Below are 17,254 nucleotides of genomic sequence, written 5' to 3'. Positions count from 1 at the left end.
ACATCTTTTCAGATCAAATACCGCAGGTAAGCCGAACAAACTGTTTCCAATTTGAACCAATATTGACTGAATTCCCCTGTCATGGGATAGGTTTTGGAAACAATAATGCGGTATCAACGCCGCAATCCGAGCGTTTCCAAGGGTCTCAACAGGCTCCACAATAGGCAAAGGCGCGAAATATGCGCATCACGGCGGCCACCTGTGTCAAGAACGAAGGCCCATTTCTGTTGGAATGGATCGCCTTTCATCGTGTCATCGGGGTGACGGATTTTCTGTTTTATTCCAACGACTGTACGGATGGAAGCGACACGCTGCTGGATGCGTTGGCACAAGCAAATATCGTCCAGCATCTGCCCAACCCCGCACAGGGGCGCAATTACCAGATGGAGGCGCTAAAAGACGCCGCCAAACAGCCCGTGGTTTATGATGCCGACTGGGTCTGGATTGCGGATGTGGACGAGTTTTTGAACATCCATGTAGGTGATCATACGATCCCTGCCCTGATCGAAGCCTGTGGTGACCCACAGGCAATTTCCCTGACATTTCAGTTCTTTGCCAACGGTGGGATCGATGAATTTGTCGATGAACCCGTTATAAGCCAATTCATCCAGACCCATAATCCTGACATATGGTGCGATCAACTGGCCATTGAGGTCAAAACGCTGACCCGCCGGGATTTTCCAGTGCAATATTTCGGGGCGCATCGGCCGTTTTTCAAAGGCTCCCTGCCCAAGAATAAACGCCCGCATTGGACCGATGGATCGGGACGAGATGTCCAGTTCAAATTTAAAATGGCGGCTAACAAACGGCGCATCCGCCAGTTTCCTGCTCATGGTGCCCGGGACTTTGCCACTTTGAACCACTATGCTCTGCGCAGCCTCGACAGCTATTTGGTGAAAAATGACCGGGGCGACGTGAACCGCGAGCATCGCAATTTTGACGACACCTATTGGCGCGAACGCAATGACGACGCTTGGGAAGACACCTCAATTCAGCGCTATCTACCTGCTTTGAAACGCGAAATTTCGACGCTAAAGAAAATCGACGGCATCGCGGACTTGCACGATGCCTGCGTAAAACAGCACATTGCGACGCGCGACCGTCTGCTGCAAAACCCCGATTATGCGGCCCTGCGCGATCAATTGCGCGACCTTGCCACAACCCCGCCACAAGAGCAGGCCGTGATGCAAAAACTAGGGCTAACCGCATGAGTGCGCCGCTCAAAATCATCAACCTCGGCCTGCCAAAATCTGGCACCACAACCTTGGGCGAGGCTCTGAAACAGGCGGGCCTGAAAGTTGCCGATTGGCGCATCCGCCAAGGCCAAAGCGAGAACCCCAAAATTCTGCGCGCCTTTGTCGGCAAGCTGATGTATCAGGGCTATTTCGAGACAGGGGACCCACTGGCTTTGATGCCCGAATTTGACGCCTATACCGAGATTGATATCGTCCGTAACGGATTGAATCTATGGCCACAAATGGACTGGGCCCTGATTGATGCTATCCGGCAGCACCACACAGGCGCCAAATTCATCCTCACCCACCGCGATCCCGCCGCCCTGTCCGACAGTATGCAACGCTGGTCCAATCTGGGCAAAACACGGCTACCAAACAATGCCATCCCCGGCCTGCCGGAGGGATACGGCGCCACAGACGCCCATCGCGTTCGCTGGATCAACGGGCACTATAGCTTTGTGCGCAGGGTTTTTGGGTCAGACAGTGATTTTCTGGAATACGACATCGCCGACCCCGACGCCCCTCATAAGATCAGCGCATTTCTGGGCGTGGATCTGCCGTGGTGGGGCACGGCCAACGCCAATCCAAATACTGAGGCCGCCGAATAATGCGCATCTACCTTCACATCGGCCTCGAACACACAGGCGCGCAGCAGCTGCAAGAAACCCTTGCACAAAAGCGCGACCAGTTGGCTGCAAAGGGCGTTTTGTTCCCCAAAGCGCCGGGAAATAAGAACCATACACGCCTGTTTATGGCCATGACCGATCCCGATCACGTCGACACATTACGCTATAATCGTGGCTATACTGATACAGCGCAACAAGCCCAACTGCTGCAGCGCCTTGAACAAGAATTGCAGGTTGAAGTTGACGCAAAAAAACCGCGCTCAATGATCCTGTCCTGCTCGCAATTGGCTACAGGATTGGCCCGCGACAGTGAACTACAACGGCTCAAGACCTTTTTGAACCAGTTTTCCGACGACATCCGCATCATCGCCCATGTGGATGAACAAGGGCGCATGTTGGCGCGTCATTACGCGGCTCAAATTTCTGAAGGCCGCACTGCGTCTCTCAGCGTCGAAGCAGCCTTGGCGGGGCGAAAGGACTGGCGCGACGCCTGCCTTGACCAATGGCCCGAAACTGACCCCCGCAATTCAGGCTTTGCCGAAGTGCAAGCCCCACCATTTTGGTTAGACTATCAAGGGCTTGTGAGCCACTGGGACAGCGTATTTGGCCAAGGCGTCACTGTTTTGCGGCCCTATGACCCCGATCTTTTCTACGGGCCAGATGTGGCCCAAGAACTCTGCGCGGCTTTCGACCTGCCAGCAAGTATCGGGCGTGGATATGCGGCCACACCGCCAGATCAACCCTCAGCTGCCAGCCTTACACGTGGACGGTTGATGAATGAGGTCTTGGTCAAAGTGTTGGCCACAGGCCGGATCATTCCGCGCAACCTTTGGAAAAGCTTTGTGCGCGAAGTTGCCATAGATGGTGCAGCCATCGCACCCGGCAGCCTTGTCGAGATTTCCAAAGGCTTCGAGGCGCAGAACAAAAAACTACTGGCCGCCCACCCTGCCCTCACGCCCGATTGCCTTAAACGCGACCGTGCATTGAAACCGTGGACCGAAGCAGCGCCCGAGCGGGGGTTTCGTGCAACGCAATACTTGACCGTGTTTATGGGCCGGATCGAGCGTAGCACCCGCCAAGAGGCCGCTACAAAATCCAGTGCCCTTGCTGCTATGGAGGCCAAACAGACCACATCCGGATCGGATCAGATAACCCTCTCTGACGCTGCAAAATCCCTTATGCCGCCACTGGCCAAAGCCAACTTCGAAAAGCTCAAAAGCAGCAGCTTTGCCCCCCATAACAAGCTGGGTGCAGTGAACGAAGAAGCCTTGGCCGCAGCATACACACCCGCCCCCTTACGCGATCTCCCGCGGGCCCTGGCAGGTGGAAATTCGGGCAATGTCATCGTCGGCTGTATGAAAAACGAATGCCCATATATCGTCGAATGGGTGGCGTATCATCGCGCAATTGGCGTGGATAATTTCATTATTTATACAAATGGCTGCGAAGACGGCACATCCGAGCTGCTTGATACGCTGCAAGATATGGGCATCCTTCAGCACCGAAATAACGACAATTGGAAGGGCAACTCGCCACAGCAATATGCCCTCAACCAATCCCTCAAAGAGCCGTTGATCCAAAACGCCGAATGGATCATTCACATCGATGTGGATGAGTTCATGAACGTGCGCTGCGGCAACGGAACCCTTAGCGATCTCTATGCCCAGATCGGGGACGCCACAAATATCGCCATGACCTGGCGGCTGTTTGGGCACAATGGGGTCACCAAGCTGTCGGATGATTTTGTCATTGATCAATTCGACACCTGCGCCCCGAAATTTTGCCCCAAACCCCATACTGTTTGGGGGTTCAAGACCATGTTCAAGAACATCGGCGCATATGAAAAAATCAGCTGCCATCGCCCCAACAAACTGGATGAGGCCCGCCGCGGCGAGGTAAAATGGGTTAATGGCTCGGGCAAAGACATGACCGCTGACGCCAGCGACAACGGGTGGCGCAACAGCAAGAAAAACATCGGCTACGACCTTTTGCAATTGAACCACTATGCGCTTCGATCCGCCGAAAGCTTCCTAATCAAGCGGCAACGTGGACGCGCACTGCATGTGGATCGCTCTATTGGGATCAACTATTGGGTGCGGATGGATTGGTCGGTACATCGCGACATCACGATCAAGCGTAACATTCCGAGGGTCCGCGCCGAATATGATCGGCTGCTGGCCAATCAAACGCTGCGCAAGTGGCACCAAACGGGGCTGGATTGGCACCGCGCAAAGGCCGAGGAACTACACCAAATGCCTGAATTTGCTGATCTTTATGCCCAAGCCCTTAAGGTGGACCTGACCGAGATGGAGCGCGTGGCTTACGCCCTTGCTCTGGATATGGAGAGTTAAATGACCAAAGCAACAACCGCCAAAATCCTCCCTCTTTCCGATGAGGCCCCGATCAAATCCCGGGGCATCACAATCCCGCATATCGCCGAAATGACCCGAAGGCACCGCACGTTGTTGTCAGAAAACAAATACGACGGCAATTTGGTCGGTGCGTTGAACAGATTGCTGAACACGGATGACAAAGTACTGGAATTGGGCACAGGCTTTGGCTTTACCGCAGCGTTTATGGCAGCCAAAAAGGGCGTCAGCGTTGTCAGCTATGACGCCAATCCGGACATACTGCCCCCTGCCCAACAGCTTCTGGATGCCAATGGAATTAAGTCGGTATCCCTGCACCATGGTGCGTTTGGCCCGCGCAAGGGCAGCAAACCGGTTGACGTCTTTGTGCGCAAGGATCTCATGGCCAGCTCGTTGGGCCCGCTTGATGACGAACCAGAGGATGCAGTTGCCGCAAAATCCAGCACCGATGTGCTAAACACCAACACGGTTTTCAAAGCCCATCGTCCCAGTGTTTTTGTCTCGTCCAGCGAAGGTGGCGAAGTGGCTGCCCTTGCTGCGGCCGATCTCAGCGCATTGCGCGCTGCGGTTATCGTCCTGAACCCGTTGAACACAGGATCTAGCGGGATCGCCACAGTTTTCGGCGCCATGGAACGCAGCGGATTGATCTATTATCCGCGCCTGTCCAAGGGCAAGCTTGTGGTCTTTCACAAAGGCGCATGACACTGTGAAAGCCTTAGCAGTCCTGTGTGTACGCAACGAAGCGGCGTTTTTGATCGAATGGCTGGCCCATCATCGCGCTGTTGGTTTCACAGATTTTCTAGTGTTTTCAAATGATTGTCAGGATGGCACAGATATCCTGCTTGATCGCTTGCAAGACATGGGCGAGGTCCAGCACATCCGCAACGACGGCCCCTACGACAAACGTGGGATCCAATTTACCGCCCTCAAAATCGCCGAGAAACTTCCCATCGTGGCAGAGGCCGATTGGATTTTGCCGCTGGATGTGGATGAGTTTGTGAACATAAAAACCGGTGGGCATCAATTGGTTGATCTGTTTGCCGCTTTGCCAGATGCAGATGCAATCGCCCTCACGTGGCGTTTGTTTGGGAATGCGGGAAAGGTGCGCTACGACGACCTGCCTGTGACCGATCAATTTCGCCAAGCAGCCCCCGAGGTTTTGTTTTGGCCATGGCGCGCCTCTATGTTCAAAACGCTCTATCGTAATTCCGGCGTCTATAAAAAACTCGGGGTCCACCGCCCCCGCAGCCCAGATCCAGACCGTGTCGAAGACCAGAATTGGTTTGACGGAGAAGGCCGGGCGTTGGACGCAAAATACAAAACCAAACGCATCTTCTCCAATTTCGGCCGCTCGAACACGGCGCTGGTCCAGCTTAATCACTACCCACTTGGCGCCATGGAAAGCTATGTGTTGAAGGCCGATCGCGGACGCGCGGTACATTCCAGTGATCTACTGGGGGTAGACTATTGGATTGAGCGCAACTTTAACCAAGAAACCGACACGAGTATTGACGCGCTGAAACCTGAACGCGCAGCCATTGCGGCGGGTTTAATGACGGACGACACTTTGGCCAAGCTGCACGCAGCCGCTGTGAACTGGCGCAAAGCCCGCTTTGACGCGTTGATGCTGCAAGAGCCGTTTCGCGCCCTCTTTGGCAGGTTGTTGATGACACCGCCATCACGGCTTGTGCCGCAAAAAGCCGCCTCATTTATGATGCGCTACGCCAATACTGCGCGAAAAACAGCCAAAAACTGACTATAAATCGGCGCGGCGATAGCTAAATTTCGCCCTATTCATCATGCATATACCAAACTTACGCAGCCACGTCGGCCGTGCAAGACCACAAAACGGAGCATGCCATGCGGGACGAAGAAAACGTCTTTGGCGTACAATTGGGCGACCTTTCGAAAGAAGACTGGTTGGACCAACTGGAAGATTTTGCATTGGACCATGGGTTCTTCGAACCATTGGGGCCGCTGCATTCTGCGGTCCATATTGAAGGTAGCGACACCTTGTTGGTCACTTTTGAGTCGATTGAAAATACCCGTGCGCGATCCGAATCTGGCGAACCCCTGGGATTTGAACTTGTCCGCATGACGGGATGTTCCCACCTTGGGCTGATCTCGGACGGCGATACGTGGTTTAGATCCGACCGGGTTTATGCGTTTTTTGACAAGCTGACCGATGACGGGTTTTTTGATCAATACGAACAGATCGTCTTTTACGGCTATGCCATGGCCGGATACGCCGCAGCCGCTTTTTCCGTCGCGGCCCCTGGTGCACAAGTGGTGGTTATCCAACCGCAAGCCAGTTTGGACCCACGCGTTGCGGGATGGGACAGACGGTATCTAGAGATGCGCCGCACATCTTTTACAGATCGCTACGGATATGCGCCGGATATGCTGGACGCCTGCCACCACGCCTTTGTCATTTACGACACCGAACGCGAGCGGGATGCGATGCATGCCTCTCTTTTCAAAAAGAAAAACGTATCCTTGATCCGCTGCCCGCATCTGGGTGGCGATATCGAAAATGAGATGATGAAGATGGACATCCTGCACCGGATCCTTGCCAAATCCGGCAAGGGTAAACTGAGTGATCAGGCGCTATTTCGCATATTGCGGGCGCGGCGACTACACACACCTTACCTGCGCAGACTGTTGTTGCATGTGCACGAACAGAACAAACCCAAGCTGACCGCAGCGCTTTGCCGCTACATCCTCAAGGACAAAAACCTGCCTCAAGTGCGGCGCATCTTGCAACAGGTGCAAGGCTAGCGCCGTCTCAGCAACGGGGCCAAAAGTCGGCCCCGCCTACGTTTCGCTAAACCCGTGTGGGTTAGACGTCAAAGATGTCGCTGAAAACATGGCGTGCGATATCTTCGCGACGCAGGCCTTTGGCAGCCAATTGTTCGTCAGACAGGGCTTGCAGGGCTTCTACACGTGCCATCCGACCATTCGCTTCGACAGCGACATTAAATGCGCTGAACAGGCGGTCGCCTAGGGTGTTGAGAAATGCGCCAACAAAAGAGACGTTCGAAGGGTTTCCTGACATATAGGCCATCTAAAGTGCTCCTGATAAAGGACCGCGTTGGTCCGTTTCGTTGAAACAAAGATAGATCACAGGGTCGCAGATTTGTAGTGCCGCAGATGCATTGCCGCAATGCAGCAATTGCATAGCTAGATTAAATTTCTATTTAAATCAAATGTCTAGCACCCCCGGCAGACACCAAAGCTCGGCAGGGGGCTTAGGTTCAATCGGTGCTGGTAGAGGATTTCACACCGGCCCAGATCTTTTTGCCGAAAAGGCCCGCCAAGGCCCCAAGCGCCATCAAAAAGACCGAGCTGTCGATGCCCAACAATGCCGCAACAGCAGCAGCAATCATCAACCCCAAGAGCAAGGCAAGCAGATCCATCTCTGTCTCGCGCAGCGGCATTTCTTTCAGCGCGATGCTTTCCATTGCGGTTTTCAGGCGGCCTTCCAACAACGGCACAGCAAATCCAGCCAAAAGTCCCAGCGCAAGGTTCCAAATCATAATCACACTCCTGTAGCGGCCCACTATTCACAAAATGGCAGCATGTGGGCGGTCATGCTGAAATTGGATATCTCATCTAATCGCAGGCTCACAATGGGAAGCTTTCTCACATTTTCTCAAAAACCCGCAGAAACAAGGCTACTGCCTATTTTTTATGCAAAGTGGCCCTTGGCCTTTGCCCTACCCTGCGTATAACCCAATTCTATGAGCCAGACTTTAACCATGCGCCGTCCCGATGACTGGCACCTGCACTTGCGCGATGGCGTGATGTTGCAAGCCGTTCTGCCCGAAACCACACGCCATTTTGGTCGTGCGATTATTATGCCCAATCTGGTGCCCCCTGTTGTGCGTAGCGCCGATGCAATCGCTTACCGCGAACGTATTATGGCCGCTATGCCCGATGGCGCCGAATTCCAGCCTTTGATGACGTTGTATCTGACCGAGGATACCGATCCCGATGATGTGGCAGCCGCCCATGCGTCGGGGCTGATCAAGGCCGTCAAACTCTATCCTGCCGGGGCCACGACCAATTCGTCCTCCGGTGTGACCGATTTTGACAAAGTACGCGCCGTGTTGGAACGCATGGCAGAGATTGGTCTTAACCTATGTGTCCACGGCGAAGTCACCGATGCAGACGTTGATATTTTTGATCGCGAAGCTGTCTTTATTGACCGTGTGCTGGATCCCATTCGCCGCGCCACGCCCGGATTGCGGGTGGTCATGGAACATATCACCACACAAAATGGTGCGGCCTATGTCCTCGCGAATGATACGGATTTGGCCGCCACAATCACCACCCATCACTTGATGATCAATCGCAATCATCTGCTCGTGGGCGGGATCCGACCGCATTACTATTGCCTGCCCGTCGCCAAACGCGAAGAGCACCGTCTGGCCTTGGTCCAAGCGGCGACATCGGGCGACGCGCGGTTTTTCCTTGGCACGGACAGTGCACCGCATACGGATCCCAACAAAGAAAGCGCCTGCGGCTGTGCAGGCGTATTTTCCGCCACAAATACAATGTCTTGTCTGGCTCACGTGTTCGAGGCTCAAAACGCCTTGGACAAACTGGAAGCCTTTGCCAGCCTCAACGGCCCTGCCTTTTACCGACTGCCAGCAAACGAAAGCACGATCACTCTGACCAAAGGCGATCCAGTGCGATTCCCGGACAAACTGATGACCGGCGAAGGGCCCTTGACCCTATTTGATCCCGGACATCCGTTGCATTGGCACGTGTCCGCGTCCTGAGCTGACGCTAATCGAGACTGGGGTATTGCGCTGCAGCTGGCTGAACTTTGCCGCCAACCAAGACCCACGGCAGGTTTCCACGCGATCTGCCCATCTCCCAAAACAAAGCTGGATATTATCGACACAAACCCCTGATTTCTTTGTTAAATAAGCTTTCCAAAGGGTAAATATGCGGCTTTTCGCTGATAGATGTTGTGATTTTTGTGACGCAGGCCTCAAGATGTGGTAGAAATTCTATCCACAGGGTTTCCCCATAGATATACAATTTGCACCCTGTTTATTGGCGCTTTACACCCCTTTCAAAGGGTCGTGGGGGCCTGATAAAAACTTAAAAACGGTCAGGGGTGGCAGACATGAACGAAATTTCATCGATAGAGCAGGCGCAGGCGGAAATTGCCGAGGCGATGCCCCATTCCACCGAAGCCGAACAACAGCTTTTGGGTGCGATCCTTACGAACAACGATATTTTTGACCGTGTCGCCTCTATCGTGTCGGCCGAGCATTTCTTTGAGCCTGTGCATGCGCGGATTTTCGACGTGGCCGCCAGCCGGATCGCCAAAAACAACCTCGCCTCGCCCGTGACCCTCAAGGCGTTTATGGAAGATGACGCAGGGCTGGCCGAATTGGGCGGCCCTGCGTATCTGGCCCGTCTTGCCGGTTCCGCAATCTCGGCCTTTGCCGCGCGCGATTACGCCCAGATGATCTATGATCTGGCCATCCGACGCGAATTGATGGGCCTTGGCCGCGACATCAGCGCCAAAGCAGGCAAGGTCGACGTGGAAAGCGAGCCGGCCGAGCAAATCGTCGAGGCCGAACAGCGCCTGTATCAACTGGCCGAAGCTGGCAAAGCTGAAAGCGGCTTTCAAAGTTTCCTCTCTGCGGTGACCGAAGCCGTCAACATCGCCAATGCCGCCTACCAACGCGACGGCGGCATGTCTGGCATTTCCACAGGTCTGGTGGATATGGACAAAAAGCTGGGGGGTTTACACAAATCCGACCTGTTGATCCTTGCTGGCCGTCCCTCCATGGGGAAGACCTCACTGGCCACTAACATTGCCTACAACATCGCCAAAGCTTACAAAAAGGGCCTTCTCCAAGACGGGACCGAGGGTGCTGTGGACGGCGGTGTTGTGGGGTTTTACAGCCTCGAGATGAGTGCAGATCAGTTGGCCGCGCGGATCCTGTCCGAAGCCTCTGAAGTGCCATCCGAACAAATCCGCCGTGGCGACATGACAGAAGCCGAGTTTCGGCGTTTCGTTGAAGCCGCTAAGGAACTTGAGGCTTGTCCGTTGTTCATCGACGACACGCCTGCCCTGCCGATCAGCCAGTTGGCAGCCCGTGCGCGCCGCCTGAAACGCACACACGGATTAGACGTGCTGATCATCGATTACCTGCAGTTGGTGCGCGGCACGGGACGTTCGGAAAACCGTGTGAACGAGATCTCGGAAATCACGATGGGCATGAAAGCCATCGCCAAAGAATTGCAGATCCCCGTGATTGCCCTGTCACAGCTGTCGCGTCAGGTGGAAAACCGCGAAGACAAGCGTCCGCAACTGTCTGACCTTCGCGAATCTGGCTCGATCGAGCAAGACGCAGATGTCGTGATGTTCGTCTACCGCGAAGAATATTATAAAGAACGCGAAAAGCCCGGCGATCACGAGTTGGACAAAATGGCGATCTGGCAGGAAGAGATGGAAAACCTGCACGGCAAGGCCGAAGTTGTGATTGGCAAGCAGCGGCACGGGCCCATCGGCACGGTTGAGTTGTCCTTTGAGGGTCAATTCACGCGCTTTGGCAATCTGGTTAAACCATGGCAGAACAACGACAGCGGTTCTTTCTAAGTGTCAGACCAGACTGAGGTTTCTGTCATTGACCTGCGCATGTCGCACAATCAGGTCGTAGCTGATTTCAGTCATGCCTACAGCACATCCGGTTTTGGCTACATCATCGGGCATAACATCCCTGGCACCGTTTTTGCTAAGGTCTTTGAGGCCTCTAAGCGCTTCCATGCCCTGCCCATGGCGCAGAAAATGGCTGTGGCGGTTGATGCAAATCACCGCGGGTATATCCCGATCAACACCTCGACGGATGTGACCAGCACCCTTGCCAAAGTGACCAAGCCGAACCAATCGGCCAGCTTTATGATGATGCGCGAGGATGCCGTACATGACCCCTCCATCTACCTCTCTGGTCCCAACCAATGGCCCGATCTGGCAGGGTTTCGCACAGCATTGCAAAGCTATAACGACGCGATGACCCGGCTTGCACGGCACCTACTGGCCATAGCTTTTGAAGCCGCCGGAATGACCGATCCAGCCGCCATGCAGATGTTCGACACGCCCACCACTTGGCTTCGCTTGCTGCATTATCCACCGCAACCGGCCCAAAGTGCCGACGACCTTTATGGATCCGCGCCCCATACAGATTTCGGCGGTTTGACCTTGCTGGCGCAGGACGATGTGGGCGGCTTGCAGGTGCAAACGCCCGAGGGTGCATGGATTGACGTGCCCAAAATCGACGGCAGCTTGGTGGTCAATGTGGGGGATATGTTGCATCGCCTGTCGAACGGCAAACTGAAATCCACACCCCACCGCGTCATAAACCGTTCGGGTCGCGAGCGGTATTCCTGCCCGTTTTTCTTTGACCCTCACGTAACTGCCGAAATCGTCCCCATGACAGCCGAGCCTGCGAAATTTGCGCCGCTCACCTATGGCACATTTCTGCGCAGCCAGCTGGAAGCCAGCTATGAGGCCCATCAAGACGCAACAAAGGCTTGACCCCAGCCCTGTCCCTGTCAAAACACATGCCATGTCGACTTCTACGCTTACGATTGATCTGAATGCCTTGGTGGCCAATTGGCGCGCCTTGGATGCCCTCTCGGGTGAGGGCACTGAAACCGCTGCAGTGGTCAAGGCCGATGGCTATGGCTTGGGCGCGGCACGCGTGGCCAAGGCTTTGGCCAAAGCTGGCGCCAAACGGTTCTTTGTGGCCGTGGCCGAAGAAGGGGCCGCCCTGCGCGATGCCTTGGGCCCCACGCCCGAGATCAATGTGTTTTCCGGCCATATGGCAGGCGACACAGACATGATTGGCGATATGACACTGACGCCAATGATCAATTCTTTGGATCAATTGACCCGCCATATCGAAGCGCTGCCAAACGCTCCTTTTGGCATTCAATTGGACACAGGCATGAACCGTTTGGGCATGGAGGCCAGCGAATGGGCCGCAGTGGCAAACGTGGCCCTCAGCCAGAATATCACTCTTGTGATGTCGCATCTGGCCTGTGCTGACGAACCGGATCACCCAATGAACGCCTTTCAGTTGCAGAACTTTAAGGACATGACCCAAGGGATTGATGTCAAAAGATCTTTGGCGGCCACTGGTGGCACCCTTTTGGGCAAAGACTACCATTTCGACCTGACCCGGCCCGGTGTGGGCCTATATGGGGGGGCTCCGTTTTCTGCGGCGAAACCCGTGGCCTATTTGTCGTTGCCGGTGATCCAGACCCGCGACTTGGTCGAAGGCGAGGCCGTGGGATATGGCAACGCGTGGATCGCCAAACGGCCCAGTAAAATCGCCACGGTTTCTGCCGGCTATGCCGATGGCCTGATCCGCGCCATGGGCAGCGGCATTTCGGTTTATTTTGGCGACCAAAAGGTGCCTGTGGTGGGCCGTGTGTCGATGGATCTGATCACTGTGGACATCACAGACCTGCACGAAACACCCCGCGCCTTGGACATTCTCAACAGTGCCCAAACGGTTGAACATCTGGCCTCGGCGGCTGGCACCATCGGATATGAAATCCTGACCAACATGGGCGCGCGCTACACGCGACGCTACGCCGGGTGAGCCTTCTTGCCGCCATCGGACGCGCCGTTCTGGGCGTTTTGGCAGCCCTTGGGCGCATTAGCATTTTCACGGGCCAGACCTTTAGCCATATGGTCCGCCCACCCTTCTACTTCAAAGAATTCGCTCAGGCGCTGATGTCTGTAGGCTACTTTTCCCTGCCCGTGGTGGGGCTGACGGCGCTGTTCACTGGCGGCGCCTTGGCTTTGCAGATCTACGCAGGCGGCGCACGTTTCAATGCCGAAGCTGTGGTGCCGCAAATCGTCGCCATCGGAATGGTGCGCGAGTTGGGGCCAGTATTGGTGGGCCTGATGATTGCAGCGCGCGTGACCTCTTCTATTGCGGCTGAGATTGCCACTATGAAAGTGACCGAACAGATCGACGCACTTGTCACATTATCGACCAATCCGATGAAATATCTCGTGGCACCGCGCGTCTTGGCAGCCATTTTGGTGGTGCCTTTGTTGGTTGGCATCGGCGACATCATCGGCATCATGGGCGGCTATCTGGTGGCCACAGGCACCTTGGGCTTTAACCAAGCCGCCTATTTGCAAAACACTGCCAGCTTCTTGCAAGCCATTGATATCATATCATCTTTGGCCAAGGGCGCAGTGTTTGGCGGGATCGCCGCCCTGATGGGATGCTATTACGGCATGGGATCTGGACGCGGCGCACAGGGCGTTGGCGCGGCCACCAAATCCTCGGTCGAGGCTGCAGCGATCTTGATACTGGCCGCCAATTTCATCCTCACGGGGGTGTTTTTCAGCTCATGATCCAACTCGACACTGTACATAAGTCCTTTGGCAGCAACGCCGTTTTGCAAGGCGTCACCCTAGAGATCCCACGCGGCGAGAGCATGGTCATTATCGGCGGCTCAGGCACTGGGAAATCTGTCATGCTAAAGTCTGTACTGGGCCTGATCCAACCGGACAGCGGTGCAATACATGTGGACGGGCAAAACGTGCTGGAGGTCGACCGCGACGCGTTCTTGGCGCGGTTTGGCATGCTGTTCCAAGGCGGCGCTTTGTTCGACAGTCTTACGGTTTGGCAAAACGTGGCCTTTCGTTTGCTGCGCGGCCCGTTGAAGCGGCCAAAAGACGAAGCGCGCGACATTGCCATCGACAAACTGCGCCGCGTGGGCCTCACGGCAGATGTGGCCGATAAATTCCCCGGTGAATTGTCTGGTGGCATGCAAAAACGTGTAGGCCTCGCCCGGGCCATCGCGGCCGAGCCTGAAATCATCTTTTTCGATGAACCAACGACCGGACTTGATCCGATTATGGCTGGGGTGATCAACGATCTGATCCGCGAAATCGTCGTCGAAATGGGGGCCACAGCAATGACCATCACCCACGACATGAGTTCGGTCCGCGCCATCGCAGATAAGGTCGCGATGCTGCACCAAGGTGTCATTCAATGGACTGGTCCAATTGCGCAAATGGACGTCACCGACAACGCCTATGTGCAGCAATTTATCAACGGGCGCGCCACCGGCCCGATCGAGGCCGTGCGCTAGATTTTTGTGGCAATGATTCGGCACAGATCTCAAAATATGACGGATATTATCAACATAACCGTCAACAATCTGGGGTATCAATGACGACTATCGCTATATATTCCCCTTTTGCTTCAATACTTTGGGCTCTAGGCTCTTTCCCATTAAAGATTGGTTAACGTCGTTGGGGATGTGAGGTACCAAGGGTGAGTTTTACAATTTCGGCAGTACGCCGCTTTCTACAATTATGCGCTTTGGGCGCGATAACGGTTTTGACCTTGGCGTCTGTCGGCACCACTTTGGCTGCGGCGTTTGGGGTGCTGGATTGGATCACAATCACGGTCACAGTCGCCGGCTCGATGATCCAACACGCCGGTATGTACCTGCAAATCGGTGTCAGCGCGTTTTTGGTAGGCCTGTGTTTTTTCCTGCCCACCAACGGGCGGATCTTTGCCCTCGAACAATCCCATCGCGATTTTAGCATGACCATGGATGATGTGACGCGCGCCTACCAAGTGGCCCATGCCGCAGACCGCGCTGGCGCCTTTGAACTGGCCCGCGAATTTGACAGCATGCGCGACCGAATGGATTATTTGCGCGATCACCCAGACTTGGAAACGCTGGAACCGGGTCTGTTGGAACTGGCAGCCAAGCTCAGCTTTGAATCCCGTGAATTGGCCCAGATTTATTCCAACGAAAAGATCGAGCGCGCGCATACCTTCCTGCGTCAACGCAAGCAGGAATTGGAACAATACCAAGACCGGATCACCGCCGCCCATCGCGCCACAACTGAGATCAAAGAATGGATCGCCCAGATTGATCTGGATAAAAACGTGGTCGAGGCGCAATTGGACCGCTTGGAAAATGATCTGCGGGAAGTTTTGCCTTTGGTAGGTCTGGACGTTGTCTCGAACCGCGAAAACATCGTACAAATTTCCAGCAATGACGCGCCCAAACGGCCGCGCAAAGGGTTTCGCAGCGAGGATGATTTTGAAGCGGCCAATGTTACCCCTGCGGAATAATTCCTAACATGCGTGCCCCAACCAGTTGGCCTTTGGCCCTTGCGAACCTGTCGTTGTTGGTGCTGTTTCCCATTGCTTGGTTTGCCCCATTGATGAAGGCAGGGCTGCTGCCGCTCTTTAAGTTATCCGAGATCAGCGTGATCTCCGGACTGCAATCGCTTTGGGGCAGCGATGTGTTTTTGGCCCTTGTTGTCACAGTTTTTGCCCTGTTTGCCCCCTATCTCAAAACCATCGGTCTGGCGCTGATCCACTTTCGACTAATGTCGCCGCGCCTGACCCCGATCCTTGGGGTAATGGGCAAGCTGGCCATGGCCGACGTGTTTTTGATCGCCGTCTATATCGTTGTGGCCAAAGGTGTTGGTATCGGCAGGCTCGAGGTTGCATGGGGCATGTACTTGTTCACCACCTGCATCGTGGCGTCCCTTGCCATATCGATTTTCACCAAGCGGTAGCTTGCCCTGCCCAGCCATCTAAGGCAGTAAAGCCCCATGGCAAAATCACCCACCTACGTCTGTTCAAAATGTGCGGCCCAAACCTCAAAATGGGCGGGCCAATGCGAAAATTGCAAAGAGTGGAACACCCTGGTCGAGGAAAAGCCGCTGTCTTCGGGCCCGTCTTCCAAATCCTTGGGCAATCGGCGTGGCAAAGCCGTTGATCTGACTGATCTGGCAACCCAAGGCCCTGCCCCATCGCGCACCCTGTCCGGTGTCGGCGAATTGGACCGTGTTTTGGGCGGTGGTTTGGTGGATGCCAGTGCCTTGTTGGTTGGCGGCGATCCGGGCATTGGCAAATCCACCCTGCTGTTACAGGCTGCAGCACGCTTTGCCCGTAACGGCCTCAAAGTCATCTATATTTCCGGTGAGGAAGCGACAGCACAGGTGCAAATGCGTGCCCAGCGCCTCGGCCTGACCGAAAGCCCTGTGATGCTCGGGGCCGAGACAAATCTGCGCGATATTCTAACAACGCTGGACACGGAAAAACCCGATCTGGCGATCATCGATTCCATTCAAACCATGTGGGCCGACAACGTCGAAAGCGCCCCGGGGTCGGTCAGCCAGGTCCGTGCGGCCGCCCACGAGCTGACCACATTTGCCAAGCGCAAGGGCATTGCCACGATTATGGTGGGCCATGTGACCAAAGACGGCCAAATCGCGGGCCCGCGCGTGGTCGAACATATGGTCGATACGGTCCTTTATTTTGAAGGCGAGCGCGGCCACCAGTTTCGCATACTGCGTGCCGTAAAGAACCGCTTTGGCCCCGCAGATGAAATCGGCGTGTTTGAGATGACCGGCAAAGGTCTGGCCGAAGTGAAAAACCCATCGGCCCTGTTTTTGTCTGAACGCGGCACACCCTCACCCGGATCCGTGGTGTTTGCAGGTATCGAAGGCTCGCGGCCGATGCTGTGCGAATTTCAGGCGCTGGTCTCGCCCTCGCCTCATTCGCAGGCACGGCGCACAGTTGTGGGCTGGGATGGCGGACGTTTGGCCATGATTTTGGCCGTGTTGGAATCGCGTTGCGGTGTGCCGTTCACTGGGCTGGATGTCTATTTGAACGTGGCAGGTGGTCTGCGCGTGTCTGAACCTGCGGCTGATCTGGCCGTGGCCGCAGCCCTTGTTTCGGCCCGAGAAGATGCCGCTGTGCCCCCAGAGTGTGTTGTTTTTGGCGAGATTAGCCTGTCAGGTGCGCTGCGACCCGCCGCTCAGACCGAAAATCGGTTGAAAGAGGCGCAAAAACTTGGTTTCACCAGCGCAGTTGCGCCGAGCACATCTAAAAAATCGGCAACACACGGGTTACAGTTGCGACAGATGCCAGATTTGGCCGGTTTCGTGGCAGAAGTTTTCGGCGGTGCGCAAATCGCGCGCGACAGCTAGGGTAGT

General features: G+C 55.1%; 17 protein-coding genes. 15 read left to right on the top strand and 2 right to left on the bottom strand.

Going from position 1 to position 17,254, the window contains the following annotated elements; genetic code table 11:
- Positions 1 to 179: 179 nt before the first annotated feature.
- From ACIRQ6_RS05475 to ACIRQ6_RS05450, 6 genes are all read left to right on the top strand, one after another.
- Entirely contained in the window at positions 180 to 1,211 is a 1,032-nt protein-coding gene (locus ACIRQ6_RS05475) for a glycosyltransferase family 2 protein (protein ID WP_420863130.1), read from the top strand.
- The gene (locus ACIRQ6_RS05470) at positions 1,208 to 1,843 is read left to right on the top strand and encodes a sulfotransferase (protein ID WP_420863129.1); all 636 of its coding nucleotides are present in this window, start codon (positions 1,208 to 1,210) and stop codon (positions 1,841 to 1,843) included. The genes ACIRQ6_RS05475 and ACIRQ6_RS05470 overlap by 4 nt, the downstream gene beginning before the upstream one ends.
- Complete coding sequence (locus ACIRQ6_RS05465) at positions 1,843 to 4,212, top strand: glycosyltransferase family 2 protein (protein WP_420863128.1); 2,370 nt, start codon at positions 1,843 to 1,845, stop codon at positions 4,210 to 4,212. Before ACIRQ6_RS05470 ends, ACIRQ6_RS05465 begins: the two co-directional genes overlap by 1 nt.
- A complete protein-coding gene (locus ACIRQ6_RS05460) occupies positions 4,213 to 4,932 on the top strand; it encodes a hypothetical protein (RefSeq protein ID WP_420863127.1) in 720 nt (239 codons plus the stop codon).
- A 4-nt stretch (positions 4,933 to 4,936) separates the two neighbouring features.
- Positions 4,937 to 5,986, top strand: a complete 1,050-nt coding sequence (locus ACIRQ6_RS05455; RefSeq protein WP_420863125.1) for a glycosyltransferase family 2 protein — start codon at positions 4,937 to 4,939, stop codon at positions 5,984 to 5,986.
- Positions 5,987 to 6,090: 104 nt separating this feature from the next.
- Positions 6,091 to 7,008 carry a phosphoadenosine phosphosulfate reductase gene (locus tag ACIRQ6_RS05450; RefSeq protein WP_420863124.1) on the top strand — a complete coding sequence of 306 codons (918 nt, stop codon included), beginning with the start codon at positions 6,091 to 6,093 and terminating at the stop codon, positions 7,006 to 7,008.
- A gap of 61 nt (positions 7,009 to 7,069) precedes the next feature.
- Here ACIRQ6_RS05450 and ACIRQ6_RS05445 read toward each other — a convergent pair whose 3' ends face one another.
- Complete coding sequence (locus tag ACIRQ6_RS05445; protein WP_420863123.1) at positions 7,070 to 7,294, bottom strand: DUF1127 domain-containing protein; 225 nt, start codon at positions 7,292 to 7,294, stop codon at positions 7,070 to 7,072.
- A 190-nt stretch (positions 7,295 to 7,484) separates the two neighbouring features.
- Entirely contained in the window at positions 7,485 to 7,766 is a 282-nt protein-coding gene (locus ACIRQ6_RS05440) for a hypothetical protein (RefSeq protein WP_420863122.1), read from the bottom strand.
- Positions 7,767 to 7,970: 204 nt separating this feature from the next.
- Here ACIRQ6_RS05440 and pyrC point away from each other — a divergent pair, with 204 nt between their 5' ends.
- From pyrC to radA, 9 genes are all read left to right on the top strand, one after another.
- Positions 7,971 to 9,014 carry a dihydroorotase gene (gene pyrC / locus ACIRQ6_RS05435; RefSeq protein WP_420863121.1) on the top strand — a complete coding sequence of 348 codons (1,044 nt, stop codon included), beginning with the start codon at positions 7,971 to 7,973 and terminating at the stop codon, positions 9,012 to 9,014.
- 353 nt (positions 9,015 to 9,367) lie between these two features.
- Complete coding sequence (locus ACIRQ6_RS05430) at positions 9,368 to 10,855, top strand: replicative DNA helicase (protein WP_420863120.1); 1,488 nt, start codon at positions 9,368 to 9,370, stop codon at positions 10,853 to 10,855.
- On the top strand, positions 10,856 to 11,791 hold the full coding sequence (locus ACIRQ6_RS05425; RefSeq protein ID WP_420863119.1) for an isopenicillin N synthase family dioxygenase: 936 nt from the start codon (positions 10,856 to 10,858) through the stop codon (positions 11,789 to 11,791).
- Between the two features lie 31 nt (positions 11,792 to 11,822).
- Positions 11,823 to 12,863, top strand: coding sequence for an alanine racemase (gene alr / locus ACIRQ6_RS05420; RefSeq protein WP_420863118.1), 1,041 nt, complete (start codon positions 11,823 to 11,825; stop codon positions 12,861 to 12,863).
- Positions 12,860 to 13,633, top strand: coding sequence for an MlaE family ABC transporter permease (locus tag ACIRQ6_RS05415; RefSeq protein ID WP_420863117.1), 774 nt, complete (start codon positions 12,860 to 12,862; stop codon positions 13,631 to 13,633). The genes alr and ACIRQ6_RS05415 overlap by 4 nt, the downstream gene beginning before the upstream one ends.
- Complete coding sequence (locus ACIRQ6_RS05410; RefSeq protein ID WP_420863116.1) at positions 13,630 to 14,376, top strand: ABC transporter ATP-binding protein; 747 nt, start codon at positions 13,630 to 13,632, stop codon at positions 14,374 to 14,376. Before ACIRQ6_RS05415 ends, ACIRQ6_RS05410 begins: the two co-directional genes overlap by 4 nt.
- A 185-nt stretch (positions 14,377 to 14,561) precedes the next feature.
- Positions 14,562 to 15,377 (top strand): DNA repair protein, encoded by an 816-nt coding sequence (locus ACIRQ6_RS05405; protein ID WP_420863115.1) that lies wholly within the window; start codon positions 14,562 to 14,564, stop codon positions 15,375 to 15,377.
- An 8-nt stretch (positions 15,378 to 15,385) separates the two neighbouring features.
- Entirely contained in the window at positions 15,386 to 15,829 is a 444-nt protein-coding gene (locus ACIRQ6_RS05400) for a paraquat-inducible protein A (protein WP_420863114.1), read from the top strand.
- Between the two features lie 36 nt (positions 15,830 to 15,865).
- On the top strand, positions 15,866 to 17,248 hold the full coding sequence (gene radA / locus ACIRQ6_RS05395) for a DNA repair protein RadA (protein ID WP_420863113.1): 1,383 nt from the start codon (positions 15,866 to 15,868) through the stop codon (positions 17,246 to 17,248).
- Positions 17,249 to 17,254 lie beyond the last annotated feature (6 nt).

Source organism: Algirhabdus cladophorae (assembly GCF_044772865.1).
In the GTDB taxonomy this organism is placed as follows: Bacteria; Pseudomonadota; Alphaproteobacteria; order Rhodobacterales; family Rhodobacteraceae; genus Algirhabdus; species Algirhabdus cladophorae.
The sequence above is the reverse complement of the archived record's forward strand: the minus strand, read 5'-3'. Positions and strand labels throughout refer to the sequence as shown.

Bases quoted from the DNA above. Each gene is read 5' to 3' on its own strand.
- ACIRQ6_RS05475 (WP_420863130.1), top strand. From the start codon at position 180: ATGCGCATCACGGCGGCCACCTGTGTCAAGAACGAAGGCCCATTTCTG.
- ACIRQ6_RS05470 (WP_420863129.1), top strand. From the start codon at position 1,208: ATGAGTGCGCCGCTCAAAATCATCAACCTCGGCCTGCCAAAATCTGGC.
- ACIRQ6_RS05465 (WP_420863128.1), top strand. From the start codon at position 1,843: ATGCGCATCTACCTTCACATCGGCCTCGAACACACAGGCGCGCAGCAG.
- ACIRQ6_RS05460 (WP_420863127.1), top strand. From the start codon at position 4,213: ATGACCAAAGCAACAACCGCCAAAATCCTCCCTCTTTCCGATGAGGCC.
- ACIRQ6_RS05450 (WP_420863124.1), top strand. From the start codon at position 6,091: ATGCGGGACGAAGAAAACGTCTTTGGCGTACAATTGGGCGACCTTTCG.
- ACIRQ6_RS05445 (WP_420863123.1), bottom strand. From the start codon at position 7,294: ATGGCCTATATGTCAGGAAACCCTTCGAACGTCTCTTTTGTTGGCGCA.
- ACIRQ6_RS05440 (WP_420863122.1), bottom strand. From the start codon at position 7,766: ATGATTTGGAACCTTGCGCTGGGACTTTTGGCTGGATTTGCTGTGCCG.
- pyrC (WP_420863121.1), top strand. From the start codon at position 7,971: ATGAGCCAGACTTTAACCATGCGCCGTCCCGATGACTGGCACCTGCAC.
- ACIRQ6_RS05430 (WP_420863120.1), top strand. From the start codon at position 9,368: ATGAACGAAATTTCATCGATAGAGCAGGCGCAGGCGGAAATTGCCGAG.
- alr (WP_420863118.1), top strand. From the start codon at position 11,823: ATGTCGACTTCTACGCTTACGATTGATCTGAATGCCTTGGTGGCCAAT.
- ACIRQ6_RS05410 (WP_420863116.1), top strand. From the start codon at position 13,630: ATGATCCAACTCGACACTGTACATAAGTCCTTTGGCAGCAACGCCGTT.
- ACIRQ6_RS05400 (WP_420863114.1), top strand. From the start codon at position 15,386: ATGCGTGCCCCAACCAGTTGGCCTTTGGCCCTTGCGAACCTGTCGTTG.
- radA (WP_420863113.1), top strand. From the start codon at position 15,866: ATGGCAAAATCACCCACCTACGTCTGTTCAAAATGTGCGGCCCAAACC.